This is a genomic window from Mesorhizobium sp. RCAM 05099 (assembly GCF_059683685.1).
Genome location: NZ_CM185035.1, coordinates 770,807 through 794,072 on the forward strand (window position 1 = coordinate 770,807; position 23,266 = coordinate 794,072).

The following is a 23,266-nucleotide window of genomic DNA, read 5'->3' on the forward strand; positions in this document are numbered from 1 at the left end:
GAATCGCTGGTTGACTCCATTTATCTTGTAAACTAATAAATCGCGTGCAAGATAAATGGAGAAGCGAGATGCCTGCACTGTATTCCACCCAAGCCCGCGCCGTCGGCGGCCGCGCCGGTCATGTCCAGAGCGACGACGGCCTGCTCAGCCTCGACCTTGCCATGCCCAAGGAGCTTGGCGGCAAGGGCGGCGCCACCAATCCCGAGCAGCTTTTCGCCGCCGGCTATGCCGCCTGCTTCGAAAGCGCCATGCGCTTCATCGCCGGCAAGCAGAAGCTGCCGCTGCAGGATGCCTCGGTGACGGCAACCGTCAGCCTGCATACCAATGCGCAGGGTGGATTTGTGCTTGGCGTTTCGCTCACGGCCGAAACGAAAGGTCTTGATCAGGCGGCGGCGGAGGCGCTTGTATCGGCGGCGCACCAGGTTTGCCCCTATTCCAACGCCATCAAGGGCAACATCGAGGTAGCGCTTTCGGCAAAGGCGTTTCCAGCAAAGGCAGCATGACCACCAGAACGACACCCTCGCCCCTGGACGTCCCGGCGGATGCCGCCGGGATACCAAAGCTCGCGCAGCATCTCTGCTTCGCGCTCTATTCGGCGAGCGGACTGATGACGCGGCTCTACCGGCCGCTGCTCGAGCCGCTCGGCCTGACCTATCCGCAATATCTGACCATGCTGGCGCTGTGGGAGTATGCGCCACGCACCGTCGGCGAGGTTGGCGAAACGCTGGGGCTGGATTCGGCAACGCTGACGCCGCTGCTCAAGCGCCTGGAGGCGAACGGCATGGTGACGCGCCGGCGCGATCTCGCCGACGAGCGTCGGGTGCTGGTCGAACCGACGCCCCAGGGCCAGGCGCTGCGCGAGAGCGCCAAGGCGGTGTCGGCGGCGATGCGGTGCCATTCGCCGCTCGATGGCGACGAGCTCAAATCCCTGCATCACACCTTGACCCGGTTGATCGACGGATTGCGTGAAGCCACTGCCCCCGCGCCGGACCGCGATTGACGGGACCGCAAGGATCGTTGCGAAATCCGGGGAATGAAGGCACCGGAATCCGCTTTCGCATAAGCTGACGCAGCGGACCGTCTTGCATGGCGCTTGCGGAAAGCTAAAGTCGGCGCCGGATTTCCTGCAAGCCCGGCCCCTGTCCGGGCCATTCAATTTCCGGGAGTGTGTCATGACCAAATCGAAACTGCTGCTGGCCGGCCTGCTTGCCCTCATCCTGGCGCCCGTCGCCGCCTTCGCGCAGGCACTGCCAGATCTCGGCGGCAAGAAGGTGGTGGTGGTGACCGAAAACGCCTATCCGCCGCTGCAGTTCATCGACGCCAAGACGGGAAAACAGATCGGCTGGGAATATGACGCGATGAACGAGATCGCCAAGCGGCTGAATTTCAAGGTCGAGTACCAGAACACTTCCTGGGACGCGATGATCCAGGCGGTTTCGGACAACCAGTACAACATCGGCATGACCGGCATCACCATCAAGGACGACCGCAAGGAGAAGGTCGATTTCTCCGATCCCTATATGCGCTCGGAACAGTTCATGCTGGTGCGTGGCGACGAAAGCCGCTTCACCGACGCCAAGACATTCGGCGCCTTCAAGGACGGGCTGATCGGCGCGCAGGCCGGCACGACGCCCTTCTACACCGCCGTCTACAGCGTCCTCGACGGCAATGAGCAGAACCCGCGCATCAAGCTTTTCGAGACCTTTGGTGCCACCGTGCAGGCGCTGAAGTCCGGTGACGTCGATGTCGTGCTGACCGACGGCACCGCCGGCAAAGGCTATGTCGACGCCTCCGAAGGCAAGCTGAAGCTGATCGGCGGACCGCTCGGCACCGAGGATTTCGGCTTCATCTTCCCCAAGGGCTCGGATCTGGTGAAACCGGTCAACGCGGCGATCGCGGCGCTGAAGGCCGACGGCACGCTCGACGCGCTCAACAAGAAATGGTTCCTCGACTACAAGATGGGGCAGTAGTTCGTCTTGTTGCGGGTGTGGATTGATGCAGGCTTCGCACGGACATTGTTTCTTCCCACCCCCCTCTGTCCTGCCGGACGTCTCTCCCGCAAGGGGGGAGATCGCCAGCTTCGCGGGCAGTGTTTCATTATCGGTGATTGGCGAAAGCCGACGCGACATCTGATCTCCCCCCTTGCGGGGGAGATGTCCGGCAGGACAGAGGGGGGTGCCTTGGTGCAGTCCTTCTGATGCAGCCCCCCTCCTCCAAAGCCGACTTCCCTTGGTGGCTTGCCGTTGCCGCTGCCCTGGCGTTGGTCGCGGCACTGTCGATCGCGACGAGCAACCTCTACGCCCAGGTCTTCGCCACCGTCGCCAAGGGCATCGGCATCACCATTTTCGTCACGGTGGTCGCCTTCGCGCTGGCGTCGGCCATCGGTCTTGGCGTCGCGCTGATGGGGCTGTCGGGTTCGCGCTTAATGCGCCAGATCGCCCGCTTCTATGTCGAGATCATCCGCGGCGTGCCGATCCTGGTGCTGCTGTTCTGGATCGCCTTCGCCGGCGCGCCGGCCTTCGTCGCGGCTTGGAACGCACTGACCGCGCCGCTGCAGAGTGCCGGTTTCTTCGGCGAACTTCTGGTGCGCGACGTATCGCTGTTGTGGCGCGCCATCATGGCGCTGACCATCGGCTACTCGGCCTTCATCTCGGAGGTTTTCCGCGCCGGCATCCAGGCGGTCGAGAAAGGCCAGATCGAGGCGGCAAAGGCGCTCGGGCTGAGCCGTTCGCAACGCTTCCGGCTGATCGTCTTTCCGCAGGCGATCCGCACCATCCTGCCGCCGCTTGGCAATGATTTCGTCGCCATGGTCAAGGACTCGTCGCTGGTCTCGGTGCTCGGTGTCGCCGACATCACCCAGATGGGCAAGATCTACGCCGCCGGCTCGTTCCGCTTCTTCGAGACCTATTCGATCGTTGCCTACATCTATCTCATCCTGACCGTCGGCCTGTCGCTTGCCTTGCGGGCGCTGGAGAAACGGCTGCGCCGTCAGCACGAGGAATAGCGCGCGGCCAGGGACAGCGTTATGTTGGGGTTTGTGCATGTCGTTGCCCCAAGACCGTTGCGCACTTCTGGGCGAGATGCATCAGCTGGGAGAAGCACGACCGATGATCGTCGACAAAGCCAATGCGGCGCTGGATTCCGTCTACACAGCCGATACGCCGGAAACGCTGGCCGAGGCCTACGCCGCCTGGGCGGCGACCTATGACAGCGAAACCGCCTCACTCGGCTATCTCCTGCCGTTCCTGATCACCGCCTGGGTGGCGCGTCATGTGCCGGCGGGCGAGGGGCCGCTGCTCGATGCCGGCTGCGGCACCGGCCTATCGGGGCCTTCACTGAAGGCGCTCGGCTACGGCGACATCGCCGGGCTCGACCTCTCGGGCGACATGCTGAAGATCGCCGGCAGCCGCAACGCTTACAGCGAGCTGAAACAGGCGATGCTGGGCGGGCCGCTGCCATGGCCGGACGGCCATTTCCGCGCCTTCTTCTCGACCGGCGTGTTCACCATCAGCCACGCGCCGGCATCGGGCCTGCATGAACTGGTGCGCATCACCAGAAAGGGCGGCCACGCCGTCTTCACCGTGCGCGACCAGGTGTTCGAGAGCGGCGGCTTCCAAGCCGTGTTCGACGAACTGGAGCAGGCGAGGAAATGGCGGCTGGTCGAGCAAAGCCCGTGGTTCCGCTGCTATGCCATCGCCGAGCCCGACGCGCTGGTGAAAACGTTTGTGTTTGAGGTTCTGTGAGCGGCGCGGTCCCCGACCTTGGTGCCCTCCTCTCCCCCCGAAGGAAGTGAGGGCGAGGAACCCGAGCTCTGCCGCACCACGTTGCAATTGCCGAAAACCCAAAACATTGGTATGAGCCACGCCATGGAAGAGCTTTTTGGCGATCCGGCCTACAAGGGTTTCGTGCTGCAGGACAGAAAACGCCTGCCGTCACGCTTCTCCGCGCGCGTCTGCGGCGCGCTGACCAGCCGACTTAGCTAGGCCGACCTGTCCAGGTCTCCGCGCCGGACCGAAGCTTGCCGGCGTCTGCTCTTTCCCATTCTCATATCGACGGATTTACGCACATGAGCGCACCGCGCACCCTCTACGACAAGATTTTCGACGACCACGTCGTCGACCGCCAGGACGACGGCACCTGCCTGCTCTACATCGACCGCCACCTCGTCCATGAAGTGACCAGCCCGCAGGCCTTCGAAGGCCTGCGCCTGAGCGGCCGCAAGGTCCGGCATCCGGAAAAGACGTTGGCCGTGGTCGATCACAACGTGTCGACCTCGCCCGAGCGAAAGTTCGGCATCAAGAACGAGGAAAGCCGCATCCAGGTCGAGGCGCTGGCCAGGAACGCCAAGGATTTCGGCGTCGAATACTATTCCGAGAACGATATCCGCCAGGGCATCGTCCACATCATCGGACCGGAGCAGGGCTTCACGCTGCCCGGCATGACCATCGTCTGCGGCGACAGCCACACCTCGACGCATGGCGCCTTCGGCGCGCTGGCGCATGGCATCGGCACGTCGGAAGTCGAGCATGTGCTGGCGACGCAGACGCTGATCCAGCGCAAGGCCAAGAACATGCTGGTGCGCGTCGATGGCCAGTTGCCGGAAGGCGTCACCGCCAAGGACATCATCCTGGCCATCATCGGCGAGATCGGCACCGCCGGCGGCACCGGCTACGTCATCGAATATGCCGGCGAGGCGATCCGCGCGCTGTCGATGGAAGGCCGCATGACGATCTGCAACATGTCGATCGAAGGTGGCGCGCGCGCCGGCCTGATCGCCGCCGACGAGACGACCTTCGCCTATGTCAAGGACAAGCCGCGCGCGCCCAAGGGCGCGGCCCGGGATGCGGCCCTCGAATACTGGAAGACGCTGCAGTCGGACGAGGGCGCGCATTTCGACAAGGTGGTCGTGCTCGACGCGGCCAAGCTGCCGCCGATCGTCTCCTGGGGCTCCTCGCCCGAGGATGTCGTGTCCGTGCAAGGCATCGTGCCGAACCCGGACGATATCACCGATGAAAACAAGCGCACGTCCAAGCAGCGCGCGCTCGACTATATGGGCCTGACGCCCGGCACCAAGATCACCGATATCTCGCTCGACCGCGTCTTCATCGGCTCCTGCACCAACGGCCGCATCGAAGACTTGCGCGCCGTCGCCAAGGTGGTCGAAGGCAAGACGGTCAGCCCGCATGTCGATGCGATGATCGTGCCAGGTTCCGGGCTGGTCAAGGAACAGGCGGAAGCCGAAGGCCTCGACAAGATCTTCCGCGCCGCGGGGTTCGACTGGCGCGAGCCGGGCTGCTCGATGTGCCTGGCCATGAACGACGACCGGCTGAAGCCGCATGAGCGCTGCGCCTCGACCTCGAACCGCAATTTCGAGGGCCGGCAAGGCTTCAAGGGCCGCACCCATCTGGTGTCGCCGGCGATGGCGGCGGCGGCGGCGATCGCCGGTCACTTCGTCGACATTCGCGACTGGAAATAAGAGCGGGTCCTACATCGATGCGCAAGCCAAACCCCGGACCGCCTGGCGGTTCGGGGTTTTCTTTCGCCTGACACGGCGTCGCCGAGTTTTTTGTGGCGATTTCGGCTTGGTCTACCCCATCCATTGGCCCGCACTTAACCGCTTGTTGGGGCTTCCGCGGTAACATCTTCCCTACGTAAGCGGGGAAATCACAGTCGTTTGGACACGGGTCTGCTCATAGCGCTGCTCAACCCGACGATAGCGTTGGCGCTCGGCGCCGCGTTCCTGGTGCTATGGTTCTATCAACGCCATCGCCCTTATCTGGCGGTGCTGGCGGCGAGCTACGCGCTCGCGGCGGCCGGTTTCCTGTTCCAGCATTTCACGCTGCCCATTGGTTTGGCGCCGTCCAAGCTGCTCTCCAATCTATGCTTCTGCCTTGCCGGATCCTGTCTCTGCGGCGCCGTCGTGGCGCGTTATGGCCGGCGCGTGCCCTATGTCGGCATCGGCGTGCTGGCGGGCGGCGGCATTGCCGTTTTCTGCTGGTTCCTGTTCGTCCAGCCGGACCTGACATGGCGGATCCTTGCCGTCAATTTCGCACTCGGCGGCATCAGCCTGCTGGCCGCCGCCGAACTGCGCACGGTGCGCGGCAATGGGCCGACGGAAAATATCCTGTTCGTGCTGGCGTTGCTTGCCGGACTGAACTTCATCGGGCGCACGCTGGCCATCATCATCGCGCACGGACCTTTCGCGAACTATGATGATCTCTATGCCTCGTCCTACTGGACGACGGCGCTGCTGTCGCACGCGCTGTTGTCGCTTCTGATCGCGCTTTCCCTGTTCACGGCCGCCGCGCTCGACGTCATGAAGGCACTGAAGGTCGAGACCAACACCGACCCGCTGTCCGGCCTGCTAAACCGGCGCGGTTTCGAGGAGCGGGCGGGGCTCCTCCTGCAGCGTTGCGCCGCGGCCAAGGTTCCTGCCGCCCTGGTGCTGGCCGACCTCGACCATTTCAAGGCGCTCAACGACCTGCACGGTCATCCGGCGGGTGACCGGGTGATCGCCGACTTCGCCGCCAAGCTTCGATCGGCCACCGGCGCGCGCGGCGCAGCCGGTCGCATCGGTGGCGAGGAGTTCGCCGTGCTCCTGCCGTTGAGCGATCTCGCCGCCGCGCGGCTGTTCGCCGAGGCCGTGCGCACGCTCTATTCGTCCGGCAGCGTCGACGGGCTTCCGCCCGGCACGCGGGTGACCGCCAGCTTCGGCGTAGCCGCCCGCAGCGGCGACGAGGCACTGGGGCCGCTGATGCGCCGTGCCGACGAAGCGCTCTACAAGGCCAAGAAGAACGGCCGCGACAGCGTGCGCCTGTCCTACCAGCGGCCGGAAACTGCCTACGTGTCGGAGCCGCTCAAGACCGGCTGAGCCTGCACGGCAGGGCCGGCGTTAACGTCTTTTTCGCCCGTCGATGCTTAGGTGACGCGCGGTGTGCGAAAAGATATGAGTGGCGCTAACTTCATCCTGTTGATCAATCTGTCGGTCGCCGGCCTGCTGGCGGCGTCGTTCATGGCGGTCGCGTTCCACGATGTCGGCCGCGCGCCGGCGCGCTGGCTGGCCTTCGGCTATCTCCTGGGCATGGCCTATTTCGCCGTCGAGTTCAGCATCCCCGCCTTCGCCAATGCGCGCCCGGTGGTCGTTGCCGCCTTCGCGGTCTTCCTTGGTGCCACCATCGCCTTCAATGGCGGGCTTGCCCGCAAATACGACGTGGCGCCACCGTGGGCGCCGATGCTGTTCTTCCTGTTCGCCACGACCGTCGCGGTGTACTTCGTGCAGGACTTGCCGCGCCAGTCGCTGGCCCGCATGATGGCCTACCAGCTTCCCTATGCCGTCATGCAGTTCGTCGGCCTCGCCATCGTCTGGTCGTCCAGGCAAAGGCTCGCCCGCCTCGACCGCATACTGATGGCCGTGCTGGCGGCCAGCGGTCTGCAGTTTGCCTCAAAGCCGTTCATCGCGCATGCTCTCGGCGGCTGGGGCGCCAACCCGCAGGCCTATGTGCAAAGCAGCTACGCGCTGGTGTCGCAGTCGCTGGGCACCGTCTTTGGCGTGGCGCTGGCGCTGCTGATGCTGGCCGTCCTGGTTCGCGACGTGCTCGCCGAAGCGACATCGAGGTCCGAGACGGACACGCTTTCGCATCTGCTCAACCGCGGCGGCTTCACGCGCCACGCCGAGCAGGCGGTGCTTGGCGCGGTGCGGCAAGGCGTGCCGGTCGCCCTGGTCATCGCCGATCTCGATCATTTCAAGAGTGTCAACGACAGTTTCGGCCATGCGTCCGGCGATCGGGTGATCGAGACCTTCGCCAGCTTCCTGCGCGAGGCCGCCGCCAGCCACCATGTCGCCGGCCGCATCGGCGGCGAGGAGTTCGCCATCATCCTGCCGGGAACCAACCTTGCCGCCGCGCGGCTGTTCGCCGAGGGCGCACGCAGTGCTTTCGGCGCGCTTCCCATCGACGGACTGCCGGTTGACAACCGCTGCACCGCGAGCTTTGGCGTTGCCGAACTTCATCCCAGCGAAGACTTTTCCGACCTGATGCGGCGTGCGGACCAGGCACTCTACCAAGCGAAGAACGCCGGCCGCGATTGCGTGCGTGTCTCCGCCGGACCGGTCAACGGCCAGCCGTTGGCCGCAATCAGCACCAGGGCCGATTCCGGCCGGAGCTGATCCTGGCTCGCCCCGTCTTCTCGTTCGAGCATGATCTTTTGACGCAATTCCCAAGGGAAAGCGCTGTGCGCTTTTCCTGGGAAAACCGTTTCACACTTTTCCTGGAATTTGCCCTAGCGGCAGGGGCTGAGTTCCGGCATCTCGCCTTCAGAGAGGCCGTACATGTAGCTGCGGCCCTTCACGAACACTGGCGGCCGGTAGCAATCCCTGTAGCCGCTGATCTCGTAGGATTCGTTCTCGTAGATCACCTTGGGCTGGCCGGCGCTGGTGTAGTCCGACAGCTGCTTGGCCAGCCTACCCTCGCCGACCAGGATGCGCTTGTAGCCGGCGGCGCTGTCGATGACGAGATTGCCGAAGGAATCGGCGTAGACGCGATCCTGATGACGTGCCCCGGCGAGCGCGGGCGCCGCCTGGCCGACGACCGAAGCCGCCACAATGAGCGCCGCAAGGCGCGATCTGCCCGAGTTCGAACGCATGGCATCCTCCATGTTAGAGGCCAAAGCGCGTCGCGACGCGCTTTCAGTCCTTGGTTGGGTGCATGCCGTTGCCCCAAAACCGCTGGGCGCCTTTCGGCGACATGCACGCCTCCTCGAATCAGAAATTAACCTTTTCTTAACCTTTGTTAAGAGCTTGGTGCGTTTCCAAGGCAGGTCTCGTGAAACATGGTTAATTTCGAACTTGGGGGGAAACGGGCGGCCATCATTCGGCCATGCTTGACCGCACCATCGCGGCCGGCGCCGGGCTCGGCATCGGGCGCCCCTTGATCTTGGCAAGGCATCGTGGCTAGCTTGCCGTGGGGGAGGACAATACATGGCGTTACGCCGGACGTTTCGGGTGGCGCTTGCCCTTTCACCGCTTCTGATCGCCGTCGCCTGCGTGCCGCAGAGCAATGAGCCGAAGGCCGGCAACAAGGTCGCCGCGTCGCTGGCGCCTGTCGCCTCGGCGGGCGGCGCCGTCACCGACGTGACCACGCCACAGCCGCGCACCGCGACCTACAACTGTGCCGATGGCGGCAGGATGACCATCGAGAATCTCGGCACCTCCTTGCATGTTCTCGGTGCTGACGGCGCCAGCGAGGATCTGCAGGCCTCGCCGGCCAATCAGAACAGCCGTTACGAGCAGGCGCATGACGCGATTGTGATCGACGGCCGCGAAGCGCTGGTCATGAAGGCCGGCTCGACGCCAGTGACCTGCAAGCGCTGAGCCGAAACCGCTTCGACATTCATATGGTGCACTGCAGCGACAATGTGCCGGCTTGGCGCCGCCAACCCTTAATCGATTGAAGCTCCAGGCTCGTCTTTAGTCATACTAAATTACGTTTTCGAAACGGTTTTCTGGCTTTGACGCGGTGCAAAAAGAGCATTAGAAACCGGCTGTCCGAAGTCGCAACCGGAAGCGGCAATGCCGCATTCCAACCTGAGGCTCCAGAGACGCCGAACTGGGGGAGCCATGAGCAAATCACCAGCCACCCGCGAATTTGCCAGACGTGAACGGCCGCTTTCGCCGCATCTGTCGGTGTACCGGCCGCCGATCACCATGACGATGTCGATCATCCATCGCATCACCGGTGGGGCGCTCTATTTCGGCACGCTCCTGGTCGCCGTCTGGTTGATGGCGGCGGCAAGCTCGCAGGCGACGTTTGACTGGGTCAACTGGGCTTTCGGCACCTGGCTCGGCCGGCTCATTCTGTTCGGTTACACCTGGGCGCTGATGCATCACATGCTGGGCGGCATTCGCCATCTGGTGTGGGATACCGGCGCCGGCCTCGAGAAGCACACGGCCTCCAAGATCGCCTGGGCGACGCTGGCCGGCTCGATCCTGCTCACGCTGCTGATCTGGATCGTCGGATACATGGCGCGGGGAGCCTGATCATGGCCGGCAAAAATACCGACATGCGCACGCCGCTGGCGAAAGTCCGCGGCCTCGGTTCGGCCCGCGAGGGCACGCAGCATTTCTGGCGCCAGCGCCTCACGGCAATCGCCAACATTCCGCTGACGCTGTTCTTCGTAGGGTTCCTGATCGCGCTGAATGGCGCTGGCTACACCGAGGTGCGGGCGGCGCTTGCCAATCCGTTCGTGGCGCTGGTGGTGACACTGGTGCTGGTCTCCGGGCTCTACCATATGCGGCTCGGCATGCAGGTGATCATCGAGGACTACCTTCATGGCGAGGGCATGAAGCTGGCGCTGATCGCGCTCAATACATTTTTCACCATAGCGGTCGGCGTCGCCTCGATCTTCGCCCTGCTCAAGCTGGCATTCGGAGGCTGAGTTGGCCAAGGACGCGAAAACCGCCAACACGGCATCGGCCTACACCTATGTCGACCACAAATTCGACGTGGTGGTCGTCGGCGCCGGCGGCGCCGGCCTGCGCGCCGCCCTCGGCATGGCCGAACAGGGCCTGCGCACCGCCTGCATCACCAAGGTGTTCCCGACCCGGTCGCACACGGTGGCGGCGCAGGGCGGCATTGCCGCTTCGCTTGCCAATATGGGGCCCGACAACTGGCAATGGCATCTCTTCGACACCGTCAAGGGTTCGGACTGGCTGGGCGACATCGACGCGCAGGAATACATGGTCCAGCAGGCGCCGGCCGCCGTCTACGAGCTCGAACATTACGGTGTGCCGTTCTCGCGCACCGAAGAGGGCAAGATCTATCAGCGGCCGTTCGGCGGCATGATGATGAATTTCGGCGAAGGCCCGCCGGTGCAGCGCACATGCGCCGCCGCCGACCGTACCGGCCATGCCATGCTGCACACGCTCTATGGCCAGTCGCTGAAGCACAACGCGCAGTTCTTCATCGAGTATTTCGCGCTCGACCTGATCATGGAGCCGGACGGCACCTGCACCGGCGTCGTCGCATGGAACCTCGATGACGGCACCATCCACCGCTTCTCGGCCAAGATGGTGGTTCTGGCGACCGGCGGCTATGGCCGCGCCTATTTCTCGGCCACCTCGGCGCACACCTGCACCGGCGATGGCGGCGGCATGGCCTCCCGCGCCGGCCTGCCGCTGCAGGACATGGAGTTCGTACAGTTCCATCCGACGGGCATCTACGGCGCCGGCTGCCTGATCACCGAGGGCGCGCGCGGCGAGGGCGGCTATCTCGTCAATTCCGAGGGCGAGCGCTTCATGGAGCGCTATGCGCCGTCGGCCAAGGACCTTGCCTCACGCGATGTGGTCTCGCGCTGCATGACGCTGGAAATCCGCGAAGGCCGCGGCGTCGGCCCGAAGAAGGATCATATCTTCCTGCATCTCGACCATCTCGACCCGGCCGTTCTGCATGAGCGGCTGCCCGGCATTTCGGAATCGGCCAAGATCTTCGCCGGCGTCGATCTGACCAAGGAACCGATCCCGGTGCTGCCGACGGTGCACTATAATATGGGCGGCGTGCCGACCAACTACTGGGGCGAAGTGCTCAATCCCACGGCCGAAAATCCGGACCAGGTGTCACCCGGGCTGATGGCCGTCGGCGAGGCCGGCTGCGCCTCCGTGCACGGCGCCAACCGGCTTGGCTCGAACTCGCTGATCGATCTGGTCGTGTTCGGCCGCGCGGCGGCGATCAGGGCCGGCCAGGTGATTGACCGCAACTCGGCGATCCCTTCGCCCAACGAAGCCTCGGTCGAGAGGATCATGGATCGTTTCGACCGGCTGCGCCACGCCAACGGCTCGACGCCAACCGCCGTTCTGCGCGAGAAGATGCAGAAGGCGATGCAGGAAGACGCGGCGGTGTTCCGCACCCAGGAATCGCTGGACAGCGGCTGCAAGCGCATTTCGCAGATCTGGACCGAGCTCAAGGACATCAAGGTGTTCGACCGCTCGATGATCTGGAACTCCGACCTGGTCGAGACGCTGGAGCTGGAAAACCTGATGGCCAACGCCATCACCACGGTCCATGGCGCCGCGGCGCGCAAGGAGAGCCGTGGCGCGCATGCGCGGGAAGATTTTTCGGCGCGCGACGATGCGACCTGGCGCAAGCACACGCTCGCGCGGCTCAACGAGGCCGGCGAGGTGGAACTGAGCTATCGGCCGGTGCACACCGAGCTGCTGCTCAAGGAAGCCGACGGCGGTATCAACCCGGCCAAGATCGCGCCGAAGGCCAGGGTGTACTGACGATGGCGCTGGCGGCCTCTGGATATTCGGGCACGCCCCTTCCGGCCAAGCTCGGCCTGAAGGACGGCATGACCGCCGCCTTCATAGCGCTGCCCCACGACCTCGACGATCTCGCCGACGCCGTTGACTTCGCTCAAGTCGACAGGCTGCCGGACTGGTCGGAGATTTCGGGTGTTCGCCAGAAATATGATGCCGTTCATGCCTTTGCCCGGCAGCGTGCAGAGATCGAGGACCGCCTGGTCGATATTGAGGCGGCCATCAAGCGCGACGGCATGGTCTGGGTCTCCTGGCCGAAGAAGGCATCGAAAGTGCCGACCGACGTCACCGAGGGCGTCGTTCGCGCCGAGGCGCTGAAGCTCGACCTTGTCGACGTCAAGGTCGCCGCCGTGAATGAAATCTGGTCCGGGCTGAAGCTCGTCATCCGAAAGGACCGCAGGTAATGGTCGAACTGACGCTCCCCAAGAATTCGCAGATCAAGCAGGGCAAGACCTGGCCGAAGCCGGAGGGCGCCACCAATTTGCGCGAGTACCGCATCTATCGCTGGTCGCCGGACGATGACGAGAACCCGCGCATCGACACCTATTTCGTCGATATGGACGATTGCGGGCCGATGGTGCTCGACGCGCTGCTCTGGATCAAGAACAAGATCGACCCGACACTGACCTTGCGCCGGTCCTGCCGCGAAGGCATTTGCGGTTCCTGCGCCATGAACATCGACGGCTCCAACACGCTCGCCTGCACAAAGGGCTGCGACGACATTTCCGGCGCCGTGAAAGTCTACCCGCTGCCGCATATGCAGGTGGTCAAGGATCTGGTGCCGGACCTCACCAATTTCTACGCCCAGCACGCCTCGATCGAGCCTTGGCTGAAGACGGTGTCGCCGGAGCCGGCCAAGGAATGGCTGCAGAGCCATGAGGACCGCGAGAAGCTCGACGGGCTCTACGAGTGTATCCTGTGCGCCTGCTGCTCGACCTCGTGCCCGAGCTACTGGTGGAACGGCGACCGCTATCTCGGCCCGGCAACATTGCTGCAGGCCTATCGCTGGCTGATCGATTCCCGCGACGAGGCCAAGGGCGAACGGCTCGACAATCTGGAAGACCCGTTCCGGCTCTATCGCTGCCACACCATCATGAACTGCGCGCAGACCTGCCCCAAGGGCCTCAACCCGGCCAAGGCGATCGCCGAGATCAAGAAGATGATGGTCGAGCGGCGGGTATAGCGAGCCGATCATTATGACAGATACCGAATTGCCCGTTCTTTCTCCTGCCGAAGCGCGTGTGCTCGGCTGCCTGATCGAGAAGAAGGAACTGACGCCTGACGTCTACCCGCTGACGCTGAATGCAGCACTTGCCGCCGCCAACCAGAAGACGGCACGCGAGCCGGTGATGGCGCTGGAACAGACAGAGGTGCACCGGGCCCTGAAGCTGCTCGAGCAGAAGGGGTTGGTGCGGCAGATGTTCGGCTCGCGTGTGGAGCGCTATGAGCATCAGATGGCGCAGCGCTTCTCGCTGACCACGCCGCAGACCGCCTTGCTCGGCCTGCTCCTGTTGCGCGGACCGCAGACGGCGCATGAGCTCCTGGCGCGAGCTGAGCGCATGGCGCGGTTTTCGTCGATCGAAGACCTGCGCGCTGAACTCGACATGCTGATCGGCCGCCGGCCGCCGCTGATCCAGGAGATCCCGCGCGGGCCAGGCCAGCGTGAGGACCGCTACGTGCATCTCCTCGCTGGACCGGTGGACGTCGCAGCCCTTTCGGCGCAGCGGAGCACGCCGGCCACGCCTCACTCCGACCTGGAAGCGAGATTGGAGGCGCTGGAGCAGGAAGTCGCCGCACTTCGCGCCCGGCTCGACTCGCTGGGTGCCTAGAGCAGTTCACCGTTTCACGGAAACGGCAAACCGCTCTAACTCTTTGTTTTACGCAATTCCGGACGGAAAACCGTTTCACACTTTTCCTGGAATTGCTCTAGCTCCTCCCTCTCTTCAGGATACCCGGCGCGCCGTTATGCGCGCCGGATTTCACAAGGGATGTCCTCAGCCGAGCCTGGCGTCGAGCGAAACCTTGATGGCGCCGAGCGCCTTCGAGACCGGGCATTCGGCCTTGGCCTTCTCGGCCAGTTCCTTGAATTTCGCCGCATCGATGCCCGGAACCTTGCCGACCACCGTGAGAGCGCTGCCGGTGATGCCGGTGCCCGGAACGAGCGTCACCACGGCCTTGGCGTCGAGCTCGGCGGCGGGCGTGCCGTTCTCGGCCAGGAAATGAGAGAACTGCATGGCAAAGCAGCCGGCATGCGCCGCCGCGATCAGTTCTTCCGGATTGGTGCCGGATTTGCCGCTCTCGTCCTCGAAGCGCGCCTTGAACGAATAGGGCGTGCCCTTCAGCGTCCCGCTCTGGCTGTCGAGCGTGCCTTTGCCCTCTTTGAGATTGCCTTTCCAGACGGCGTTTGCGGTGCGGTCCATGAATTCCTCCTTGGCCTCGATTGCGCCGGCCCGGCGCCAGCGTTCCTCCCAACTATAGCGCGGGCGCGCGGGAAGGCCACCGCGCCGTTCCTGCGGAAACCGCGACATCGGCGTCGGCGGCGAAATCTTTTTGTGAAAATGCGTGTGCAGGAATGTCGACTTGCATCCGCCCCGACCGTCCTGCGGGCGGCCACAGTCTGGTGGCCGGATGGAGGTTCACATGGACAGTCTGTTTTTCGCGCTGTGGAAGAGCCCAGGCCGCAAGGCCGGGCGACCGGAAGATTTCTGGCTGCATCCGCCCCCGTCCGGCCTTGGCCGGTTGCTCGCGGCCGTCGCCATCATCGGGATCGCGGCATGCCTTCTCGATCATGCGGCGGGCAGCGCCCCGGCTGACACCTTGATCGCCTCAACCTATGGTTCGTCACAACAAGGGAGATAGAGATGCAGTATGTTTGCCTGGTCTATGGCGAGGAAAAAGACCTCTATGCGCTGACAGCCGAGGGATCGGCCAAGCTCGATGCCGACTCGCTGGCCTATGACAGGTCCCTGGAGCAGCGAGGCGTGCTGATCATCGCGCAGGCGCTGCAATCGGTGAGGACCTCGAAGACCGTGCGCCGGCGCAAGGGCAAGCGGCTGGTCACCGATGGCCCCTTCGCCGAAACCAAGGAGCAGCTGCTCGGCTTTGTCATGATCGAGGCAAAAAATCTCGACGAGGCGCTGGAGATTGCCGCTGGCATACCGTTGGCCGAAATCGGCACCATCGAGGTCAGGGCGGTCTACGACATACCGGGATCATAGGCGAAGCGATCAGATCGCCTCGCCCTTCAAGAGGCGAGGCGTACCGCCGGACAGGCCCGACGCCTGGCGGATGAAGAACTCCTTCAGTCGCGGCATCCGTTCGACCAGACCGAGGCCGATGTCGCGGACGGTGCGCAGCGGACCGATGTCGTTGGAAAACAGCCGGTTCAGCACGTCCGTGGTGATGCCCATCTGCACGGTGTCGAAGCGGCGCCATTGCTGGTAGCGCTCGAGCACGTCGAGCGCGCCGATGTCCTGGCCGAGCCGGTCGGCCTCGACAATCACCTCGGCAAGCGCGGCGACATCCTTGAAGCCGAGATTGAGACCCTGGCCGGCGATCGGGTGGATGCCATGGGCGGCGTCGCCGGCGAGCGCGATGCGCGGCGCGACGAAGGCGCGCGCAAGCGTCAGGCCAAGCGGCCATGCGCGTGGCTTGTCGGCGACGCGGATCTCGCCAAGCTTGAGGCCGAAGCGCTGCTCGAGTTCGTGCTCGAAGACGAGATCGTCGCCGGCAACCAGCTTGTCGGCATCCTGTGAGCGCTCGACCCAGACGATCGATGAGCGGTTGGTGCCGTCGTCGTCCGGCTTGAGCGGCAAGGTGGCGAACGGGCCGGCCGGCAGGAAGTGCTCTTCGGCGCGGCCGTTGTGGGGGCGTTCATGCGCCACGGTGCAGACGATGCCGGACTGGCCGTATTCCCATTTCACCGTCTTGATGCCGGCCATGTCGCGCAGCTTCGAGTTGACGCCATCGGCGGCAACCAGCAGCCGAGCCTTCAGCGTCGCGCCGTCGGCAAGATGGACGGTGATGCCGGCACCGTTGGTTTCGAAACCCCGCACGGCGACACCTTCGATGATGTCGATGCCGAGTTCCTCGGCACTGCGGCGCAAGGCACCGTTCAGCACCTTGTTGGCCACCATATGCGCAAAGGGCTCGCCCGGCGCCACCTCGCCGTCGAAGGTCAGGAAGACCGGACGGACCGGATCGGAGCTGCGCGAATCGGTGATGATCATCTCGGTGATCGCCTGTGCCCTCGGCGCGATCTCGGTCCACACGCCGAGCTGGTCGAGCATGCGGCAGGCGGCAGCGGCAATGGCCGAAGCGCGGCCATCCTTTTGCCAAGTCCCGGCGGGCGCGGCATCGACCAGCGCAACGGCAAGGCTCGGGCGCGCCTGTTTCAGCGACACGGCGGCGGCAAGCCCGACATAGCCGGCGCCGGCGACCAGGACATCGAGCCCGGACCTGGTGTTCGCATCCGTCCTGGGTTGCATCATCTTCGCTCCTTGCGCGCCGGCCGGGCATCCGCCCTTGACGGCTCGTCCTTCCTGTCGGAAACCCGCCATAGCATTCGGTGTGAGGTCACGAAACATGACGGCGGCCATGGACGAGCTTCTCGACATTCTCGACCTCGAGCGGCTGGAACACAATCTGTATCGTGGTCGCAGCCCCCAGGTGGAATGGCAGCGCGTATTCGGCGGCCAGACGATCGCCCAGGCCCTGGTGGCGGCGCAGCGGACCGTCGAGCCCGATCGCTACGTGCATTCGCTGCACGGCTATTTCATGCGGCCGGGCGATATCAAGGTGCCGATCGTCTACGAGGTCGACCGCATCCGCGATGGGGGCTCCTTCACCACCCGCCGCGTGCTGGCGATCCAGCACGGGCAAGCGATCTTTTCGCTGGAAGCCTCGTTCCAGGTCGACGAGAAGGGGCTCGAGCACCAGTTCGCCCTGCCCGACGACGTGCCGCCGCCGGAAGGGCTGCAGACGCAGCGGCAGCTGCTTGAGAAGGCCGAACGTGTACCGGAGGCGGTGCGCCGCTTCTGGGCACGGGAACGGCCGCTGGAGCTGCGTCCGGTCAATCTCCAGCACTATGAAAGCCGCGACAAGCTGCCGCCCCGGCAGAATGTCTGGATCCGCCTTGCCGGGCCGGTTCCCGACGACCGCGCGCTGCAGTCGGTGCTGCTCGCCTACCTGTCCGACATGACGCTGCTCGACACGTCGACCTTCGCGCATGGGCGCGGTCTTTTCGATCCCGATATCCAGGCGGCGAGCCTCGACCACTCGATGTGGTTCCACCGGCCGCATGCGCTCGACGGCTGGCTGCTCTACGCCCAGGACAGCCCGTCAAGCTCCGGATCGCGCGGTTTCAGCCGCGGCACCCTCTATGCCCGCGACGGCACGCTGATCGCCTCGATGGCCCAGGAAGGGTTGATCCGGCTCAGGCGTTGAGCACCGTGATGGCAGCTTCTTGTTGGGCATGATCTTTTCCGAAAACCGGGACCCACTTTCGGGATCACGCCGCTAAAGCCGGCAAATTAGGCAATTTCGAAAAATTGCATAATTTTTAAGCACATGCCGTGCCGCAGATACCGGCACCTTCTGCCTACGATCGCCTCAATCCCTTTGTTTACAATAGGTTAATGCACTGCTTCGGCAACTGGCACGGAGCTTGAATCCTCGAGGGCACTCTCCGGCTCTCCTTGGGATCGGTGCAGTCGTGCAAACGCGGGGGACCGCAACAGCAAAGGGTGAAACCTTATGAAAATCGTGATGGCAATCATCAAGCCGTTCAAGCTCGACGAGGTACGCGAAGCGCTTACCGCCGTCGGCATCCAAGGCCTGACCGTCACCGAAGTCAAAGGCTACGGGCGTCAGAAGGGACATACGGAAATCTATCGTGGGGCGGAATACGCGGTCAGCTTCCTGCCGAAGATCAAGATCGAGGTCGCGGTCAGCTCCGACATGGTCGACAAGGCCGTCGAAGCCATCACCGCTGCGGCCAAGACCGGCCAGATCGGCGATGGCAAGATCTTCGTTTTCGGCATCGACCAGGCGGTGCGCATCCGTACCGGCGAAACAGACACCGACGCGCTCTGAGCGGCGAAAACGTATTCCAATGGAGAGTTCAATGAATATTCCTTCCACCTTGAAGACGACGGGACGCGCCGCCCTTTTGGGTTCGCTCGCTCTCGCAGCATTGGGCACGGTTGCCGCCTTCGCACAGGAAGCGGCCCCCGCGGCCGCGCCGGCTGCCGCTCCCACCCCGGTGCTCGATACCGGCAACACCGCCTGGATGCTGACCTCGACGGCGCTGGTGCTGATGATGACCATCCCGGGCCTGGCGCTGTTCTACGGCGGCATGGTGCGCAAGAAGAATGTGCTGGCCACCATCATGCAGAGCTTTGCCATCACCTGCCTGGTGACGGTGCTGTGGTTCATGTTCGGCTACTCGCTGGCCTTCTCCGACGGCGGCGGCATGAACAGCTATCTCGGCGGCACCTCGAAATTCTTCCATCACGGCATCACCACTGCCTCGCTGTGGCTGCCGGGCGTCGCGAACATTCCTGAATTCGTCTTCTCGATGTTCCAGATGACCTTCGCCATCATCACCCCGGCACTGATTGCCGGCGCCTTCGCCGAACGTTTCAAATTCTCGGCGCTGCTGATCTTCATGGCGCTGTGGCTGCTTGTCGTCTACGTGCCGATCGCGCATTGGGTCTGGGGTGGCGGCTTCCTCGGCACGGCTGGCGTGCTCGACTTCGCCGGCGGCACGGTCGTCCACATCAACGCCGGTGTCGCCGGTCTCGTCTGCGCGCTCGTGCTTGGTAAGCGCGAAGGCTACGGCACCACCAACATGGCGCCGCACAACCTGGTCTATTCGGTGATCGGCGCTTCGCTGCTATGGGTCGGCTGGTTCGGCTTCAACGCTGGTTCGGAGCTCGCGGCCGACGGCCTCGCCGGCGCTGCCATGCTCAACACCCAGGTTGCCACCGCGGCCGCGGCGCTGGCCTGGATGTTCGCCGAATGGATCGTCGCCAAGAAGCCCTCCGTGCTCGGCATCATCTCGGGCGCCGTTGCCGGCCTGGTCGCGGTGACCCCGGCTTCCGGCTTCGTCAACCCGACCGGCGCCTTCATCGTCGGCATCGTCGCCGGCGTCGTCTGCTACCTCTCGGCGGTCAAGGTGAAGCACATGTTCGGCTATGACGACTCGCTCGATGCCTTCGGCGTGCACGGCGTAGGCGGCGTCATCGGCGCTCTGCTCACCGGCGTGCTGGCCGATCCGGCGATCAACAGCCTGTCGTCGGGTGCTTCCCTCGGCAAGCAGATCTACGGCGTCGCGGTCACCATCATCTGGACCGCGATTGCCACCTTCGTGATCCTCTACATCGTCAAGGCGCTGGTCGGCCTGCGTCCGACGACGCAGGAAGAGGTCGAAGGCCTCGACATCTCCCAGCATGGCGAAGTGGTGCCGTGAGGCCAGCTTAGCCAACGGGGCCGGCGGAACCCTCCTCCCGCCGGCCCTGTCTGACTTTAGACAATTCCGAACGGAAAGCCGCTGCGCACTTTTCCCGGAATTGCTTCAAGAGATCCCGTCGTGACGCTCCCGAAAGGAGTTCACGCATTGAGGCCCGGATCGCATCCGGGCCTCTTTTTTGGCAAAACGTTCCGGCTATGCCCTGGTTCGTGCAATCACGTTCGCGTGAAGAAGATTTCTGAAGAAACATCGACCGCCCTTGCCCCGTACTTTGAGGACGATCGTCGTTCTGACGCTCGTACAAAACGACAGGGAAGGAAATCATCTCATGAAACTCAAGAACATCTTCCTCGGGGCACTCGCTCTTTCCATGGTCAGTGGCGTTGCGTTGGCAGGCGCCCTTGACGAACCTGACAATATGGCGCCGTTCTTCACCGATACCGGCATGAAGACCATGAAGTCCGAGGCGGATTTCAAGGCGGCCTGGGCTTCGACGGCCAAGGACAAGCAGGACTTGATGATGAAGGAATGCCAGGACGCGGCGATGAGCAAGCCTCACGCCGAATTCTGCGCCAACCTGATGGCATATGCCGGTCACAAGTGATTGCGCAGATCGGGTCCGGACGGGCCTGGTCGTTTCGCTGTTGCCATGAAAAGGTGGCGGGCTTCGCGGCCCGCCATCTTCGCTCTGGAAGGAGGCGCCGGTAAAAAGCCATGGTTAATGCGCCCTTAACCTTCCCACCGATAGTCTGACATCCGAATCTGCCGGAGTGCGCCATGCACCCGCGTGAGGCAATGACAGACGGGGAAGAGCATGCGTTCAGGGGCTTCAGCACCGCTCGCGCTAACCGATACGGGGCACGGCATGCAGGCGTTCGCGCGGCGTCAGGTCGGCCGGCTGGTCGGGGCGGGACTGTTCGCGCTGGTCGCCTTCGGCGTCGCCAGCCTTGCCACATGGAACGTCGCCGATCCGAGTTTCTCGCACGCGACAAACAACACCGTCACCAACGCCATGGGCTATGCCGGCGCGGTGTTCTCCGACCTTGCCATGCAGTTCTTCGGCCTCGCCGCCGTCGCGGCGCTGGTGCCGGCCGTCATCTGGGGATTCCTGCTTTTTCGGCGCGCGGCGTCGACAGGCTGCCCAAGCGCGGCTTGTCCTGGTTCGGCTTTGCCCTGCTGGCCGCTGCCATGGCCGGCTGCGTGGTGCCGCCGAAGACCTGGCCGCTGCCGACCGGCCTCGGCGGCGTGTTCGGCGACATGGTGCTGAAGATCCCCGCCGTTGTCATCGGCGGCTATCCGACCGGGCTGGTCGCCAGCATCATCTCCATCTTGCTGGCGGCACCGGCGCTGTGGCTCTTCGCCCATGGTTCGGCGCTGATCGGACGCAAGAACGGCTTCGCCGTCATGGAGGACGAGCCGGCCGCGGATCCGCGCGAGGACGATCTTTTGTTCGACGATAACGAGGACGAGGGCGACGAAGGCATTCTGGCGCTTGGCGCCATCACCCACTGGTGGCTTTCACTGCGCGCCTGGATGCACCGCCGCGCCGTGCGCCGCAGGCAGGAGCGGGACGAGTACGAGCCGGAGATGGAGCAGCGCTCCACGGCCGGCGGCGCGCCGCCGAACGGGTCGAATCGGCCGAGTTCGCCGAATCGCGGATGAGCCAGGACGGCCGCGCCCGCGTCGAGCCGGAATTCTTCGCCGCCATGGTCAATGACCGCAGCGCCTCGCTAGACCCCGACGATGCCGATGTGTTCGAAGCCGATGACGACCTGGATTTCGAACCCGCCAGCCAGCGGCGGGCGGCGCCGACCGCCAGGGTCCAGCAATTCCGCTCCGATGCCGCCACCCGCGTCGAGGCGCCGGCTCCGCGCCCGGCTCCCGGCGCCCGCGTCCAGCGCGAGGCGCAGACATCGCTCATCGGTTCGGAAAAGTTCGAAATGCCGTCGCTGCATTTCCTGTCCGAGCCGAAGAACGTGGTGCGCGATGCCAGCCTGTCCAAGGATGCGCTGGAGCAGAACGCGCGCCTGCTCGAGGGCGTGCTGGAGGATTTCGGCGTCAAGGGCGAGATCATCGCCGTCCGCCCCGGTCCGGTGGTCACCCTCTACGAGCTCGAACCGGCGCCCGGCATCAAATCGTCGCGCGTCATCGGCCTGTCCGACGACATCGCGCGCTCGATGAGCGCGATCGCCTGCCGCGTCGCCGTGGTGCCCGGCCGCAACGCCATCGGCATCGAACTGCCGAACGCCAAGCGCGAAACCGTCTATCTCCGGGAAATCCTGGCCAGCCGTGACTTCGAGACGACCAAGGCCAAGCTGGCGCTGGCGCTGGGCAAGACCATCAATGGCGAGGCGGTCATCGTCGACATCGCCAAGATGCCGCACGTGCTGGTCGCCGGCACCACCGGTTCGGGCAAATCGGTCGCCATCAACACCATGATCCTGTCGTTGCTCTACCGGCTGAAGCCGGAAGAGTGCCGGCTGATCATGATCGATCCGAAAATGCTGGAACTCTCGGTCTATGACGGCATCCCGCACCTGTTGACGCCGGTGGTCACCGATCCGAAGAAGGCGGTGGTGGCGCTGAAATGGACCGTGCGCGAGATGGAGGACCGCTACCGCAAGATGTCGAAGGTCGGCGTGCGCAACATCGACGGCTTCAATGCCCGTGTCAGTCAGGCGGACAAGAAGGGCGAAAAGATCTCGCGCACCGTGCAGACCGGCTTCGACCGCCAGACCGGCGAGGCGATCTACGAGACCGAGAATCTCGATCTCGAGCCGATGCCCTATATCGTCGTTATCATCGACGAGATGGCCGACCTGATGATGGTCGCCGGCAAGGACATCGAAGGTGCCGTGCAGCGCCTGGCGCAGATGGCGCGTGCCGCTGGCATCCATGTCATCATGGCCACGCAGCGCCCGTCGGTCGACGTCATCACCGGCACGATCAAGGCCAATTTCCCGACCCGCATCTCCTTCCAGGTAACGTCGAAGATCGACAGCCGCACCATCCTGGGCGAGCAGGGCGCCGAGCAGCTGCTCGGCATGGGCGACATGCTCTACATGGCTGGCGGCGGACGCATCCAGCGCGTGCACGGCCCGTTTGTCGCCGATGAAGAGGTCGAAAGGATCGTCGCGCATCTGAAACTGCAGGGCGTGCCTGAATATCTCGACGCCATCACCGAGGACGACGGCGAGGACGACGACGAGCCGTCCGGCAAGGGGGGCTCGGGAAATGGCGGTGGCAACAGCAATTTCGAGGATTCCGACGATCCATACGATCAGGCGGTTTCCGTGGTGCTGCGCGACGGCAAGGCTTCCACCAGCTATATCCAGCGCCGGCTGGGTATCGGCTACAACCGCGCCGCCTCGATCATCGAGAAAATGGAGAAGGAAGGTATCGTCGGCCCGGCCAACCACGCCGGCAAGCGCGAGATCCTGGTGCCGACCGAGGACGACAAGTTCTGAACAGGAGGCCTGGCCTTCGCG

The 23,266-nt window shown here is 64.2% G+C and carries 24 protein-coding genes and 1 pseudogene; 21 read left to right on the plus strand and 4 right to left on the minus strand.

Features of this window, described 5'->3' with window-relative positions; genetic code table 11:
- Positions 1-68: 68 nt before the first annotated feature.
- From AC56QQ_RS03775 to AC56QQ_RS03810, 8 genes are all read left to right on the plus strand, one after another.
- Complete coding sequence (locus AC56QQ_RS03775) at positions 69-503, plus strand: organic hydroperoxide resistance protein (protein ID WP_497125605.1); 435 nt, start codon at positions 69-71, stop codon at positions 501-503.
- Positions 500-1,000, plus strand: coding sequence for a MarR family winged helix-turn-helix transcriptional regulator (locus AC56QQ_RS03780; protein ID WP_497125606.1), 501 nt, complete (start codon positions 500-502; stop codon positions 998-1,000). The genes AC56QQ_RS03775 and AC56QQ_RS03780 overlap by 4 nt, the downstream gene beginning before the upstream one ends.
- A gap of 172 nt (positions 1,001-1,172) precedes the next feature.
- Complete coding sequence (locus tag AC56QQ_RS03785) at positions 1,173-1,970, plus strand: transporter substrate-binding domain-containing protein (protein ID WP_497125608.1); 798 nt, start codon at positions 1,173-1,175, stop codon at positions 1,968-1,970.
- Positions 1,971-2,197: 227 nt separating this feature from the next.
- Positions 2,198-3,004 (plus strand): amino acid ABC transporter permease, encoded by an 807-nt coding sequence (locus AC56QQ_RS03790; RefSeq protein WP_497125609.1) that lies wholly within the window; start codon positions 2,198-2,200, stop codon positions 3,002-3,004.
- A 103-nt stretch (positions 3,005-3,107) separates the two neighbouring features.
- Positions 3,108-3,743 carry a class I SAM-dependent DNA methyltransferase gene (locus AC56QQ_RS03795; protein WP_497125610.1) on the plus strand — a complete coding sequence of 212 codons (636 nt, stop codon included), beginning with the start codon at positions 3,108-3,110 and terminating at the stop codon, positions 3,741-3,743.
- A gap of 323 nt (positions 3,744-4,066) precedes the next feature.
- Positions 4,067-5,476 carry a 3-isopropylmalate dehydratase large subunit gene (gene leuC / locus AC56QQ_RS03800; protein ID WP_497125611.1) on the plus strand — a complete coding sequence of 470 codons (1,410 nt, stop codon included), beginning with the start codon at positions 4,067-4,069 and terminating at the stop codon, positions 5,474-5,476.
- Between the two features lie 198 nt (positions 5,477-5,674).
- Positions 5,675-6,871, plus strand: a complete 1,197-nt coding sequence (locus AC56QQ_RS03805; RefSeq protein WP_489858473.1) for a GGDEF domain-containing protein — start codon at positions 5,675-5,677, stop codon at positions 6,869-6,871.
- Positions 6,872-6,946: 75 nt separating this feature from the next.
- The gene (locus AC56QQ_RS03810) at positions 6,947-8,164 is read left to right on the plus strand and encodes a GGDEF domain-containing protein (RefSeq protein WP_497125612.1); all 1,218 of its coding nucleotides are present in this window, start codon (positions 6,947-6,949) and stop codon (positions 8,162-8,164) included.
- 113 nt (positions 8,165-8,277) lie between these two features.
- Here the strand turns inward: AC56QQ_RS03810 and AC56QQ_RS03815 are convergent, their stop codons facing one another.
- Positions 8,278-8,640, minus strand: coding sequence for a hypothetical protein (locus AC56QQ_RS03815; protein ID WP_497125613.1), 363 nt, complete (start codon positions 8,638-8,640; stop codon positions 8,278-8,280).
- A 334-nt stretch (positions 8,641-8,974) separates the two neighbouring features.
- Here AC56QQ_RS03815 and AC56QQ_RS03820 point away from each other — a divergent pair, with 334 nt between their 5' ends.
- From AC56QQ_RS03820 to AC56QQ_RS03850, 7 genes are all read left to right on the plus strand, one after another.
- Positions 8,975-9,367, plus strand: coding sequence for a hypothetical protein (locus AC56QQ_RS03820; RefSeq protein WP_497125614.1), 393 nt, complete (start codon positions 8,975-8,977; stop codon positions 9,365-9,367).
- Between the two features lie 246 nt (positions 9,368-9,613).
- Entirely contained in the window at positions 9,614-10,033 is a 420-nt protein-coding gene (gene sdhC / locus AC56QQ_RS03825) for a succinate dehydrogenase, cytochrome b556 subunit (protein WP_489858469.1), read from the plus strand.
- A 2-nt stretch (positions 10,034-10,035) separates the two neighbouring features.
- Entirely contained in the window at positions 10,036-10,431 is a 396-nt protein-coding gene (gene sdhD / locus AC56QQ_RS03830) for a succinate dehydrogenase, hydrophobic membrane anchor protein (protein WP_489858468.1), read from the plus strand.
- Between the two features lies 1 nt (position 10,432).
- Positions 10,433-12,271, plus strand: coding sequence for a succinate dehydrogenase flavoprotein subunit (sdhA, locus tag AC56QQ_RS03835; RefSeq protein WP_489858467.1), 1,839 nt, complete (start codon positions 10,433-10,435; stop codon positions 12,269-12,271).
- Positions 12,272-12,273: 2 nt separating this feature from the next.
- A complete protein-coding gene (locus tag AC56QQ_RS03840) occupies positions 12,274-12,711 on the plus strand; it encodes a DUF3052 family protein (RefSeq protein ID WP_489858466.1) in 438 nt (145 codons plus the stop codon).
- Entirely contained in the window at positions 12,711-13,490 is a 780-nt protein-coding gene (locus AC56QQ_RS03845; protein ID WP_256752010.1) for a succinate dehydrogenase iron-sulfur subunit, read from the plus strand. Before AC56QQ_RS03840 ends, AC56QQ_RS03845 begins: the two co-directional genes overlap by 1 nt.
- A 13-nt stretch (positions 13,491-13,503) precedes the next feature.
- Positions 13,504-14,136 carry a YceH family protein gene (locus tag AC56QQ_RS03850; RefSeq protein WP_489858465.1) on the plus strand — a complete coding sequence of 211 codons (633 nt, stop codon included), beginning with the start codon at positions 13,504-13,506 and terminating at the stop codon, positions 14,134-14,136.
- A 165-nt stretch (positions 14,137-14,301) separates the two neighbouring features.
- On the opposite strand, the gene AC56QQ_RS03855 is transcribed toward AC56QQ_RS03850, so the two are convergent.
- Positions 14,302-14,727 carry an OsmC family protein gene (locus AC56QQ_RS03855; RefSeq protein WP_256752008.1) on the minus strand — a complete coding sequence of 142 codons (426 nt, stop codon included), beginning with the start codon at positions 14,725-14,727 and terminating at the stop codon, positions 14,302-14,304.
- A gap of 52 nt (positions 14,728-14,779) precedes the next feature.
- Positions 14,780-15,097, minus strand: a complete 318-nt coding sequence (locus AC56QQ_RS03860; protein WP_497125615.1) for a hypothetical protein — start codon at positions 15,095-15,097, stop codon at positions 14,780-14,782.
- 71 nt (positions 15,098-15,168) lie between these two features.
- On the opposite strand from AC56QQ_RS03860, the gene AC56QQ_RS03865 reads away from it, so the two are divergent.
- The gene (locus AC56QQ_RS03865; protein ID WP_497125616.1) at positions 15,169-15,525 is read left to right on the plus strand and encodes a YciI family protein; all 357 of its coding nucleotides are present in this window, start codon (positions 15,169-15,171) and stop codon (positions 15,523-15,525) included.
- A gap of 9 nt (positions 15,526-15,534) precedes the next feature.
- Here AC56QQ_RS03865 and AC56QQ_RS03870 read toward each other — a convergent pair whose 3' ends face one another.
- Positions 15,535-16,794 (minus strand): ubiquinone biosynthesis hydroxylase, encoded by a 1,260-nt coding sequence (locus AC56QQ_RS03870; protein WP_497125617.1) that lies wholly within the window; start codon positions 16,792-16,794, stop codon positions 15,535-15,537.
- A 97-nt stretch (positions 16,795-16,891) separates the two neighbouring features.
- On the opposite strand from AC56QQ_RS03870, the gene tesB reads away from it, so the two are divergent.
- The 5 genes and pseudogenes from tesB to AC56QQ_RS03895 all read left to right on the plus strand — a co-directional run bounded on the left by tesB (position 16,892) and on the right by AC56QQ_RS03895 (position 23,245).
- Entirely contained in the window at positions 16,892-17,752 is an 861-nt protein-coding gene (gene tesB, locus AC56QQ_RS03875) for an acyl-CoA thioesterase II (protein ID WP_489858461.1), read from the plus strand.
- Between the two features lie 309 nt (positions 17,753-18,061).
- A complete protein-coding gene (locus AC56QQ_RS03880; protein ID WP_013892292.1) occupies positions 18,062-18,400 on the plus strand; it encodes a P-II family nitrogen regulator in 339 nt (112 codons plus the stop codon).
- Between the two features lie 31 nt (positions 18,401-18,431).
- A complete protein-coding gene (locus tag AC56QQ_RS03885) occupies positions 18,432-19,778 on the plus strand; it encodes an ammonium transporter (RefSeq protein ID WP_497125618.1) in 1,347 nt (448 codons plus the stop codon).
- A 328-nt stretch (positions 19,779-20,106) separates the two neighbouring features.
- Positions 20,107-20,382, plus strand: coding sequence for a hypothetical protein (locus tag AC56QQ_RS03890; protein ID WP_091576047.1), 276 nt, complete (start codon positions 20,107-20,109; stop codon positions 20,380-20,382).
- 210 nt (positions 20,383-20,592) lie between these two features.
- Positions 20,593-23,245 (plus strand): annotated as a pseudogene (locus AC56QQ_RS03895) (DNA translocase FtsK).
- Positions 23,246-23,266 lie beyond the last annotated feature (21 nt).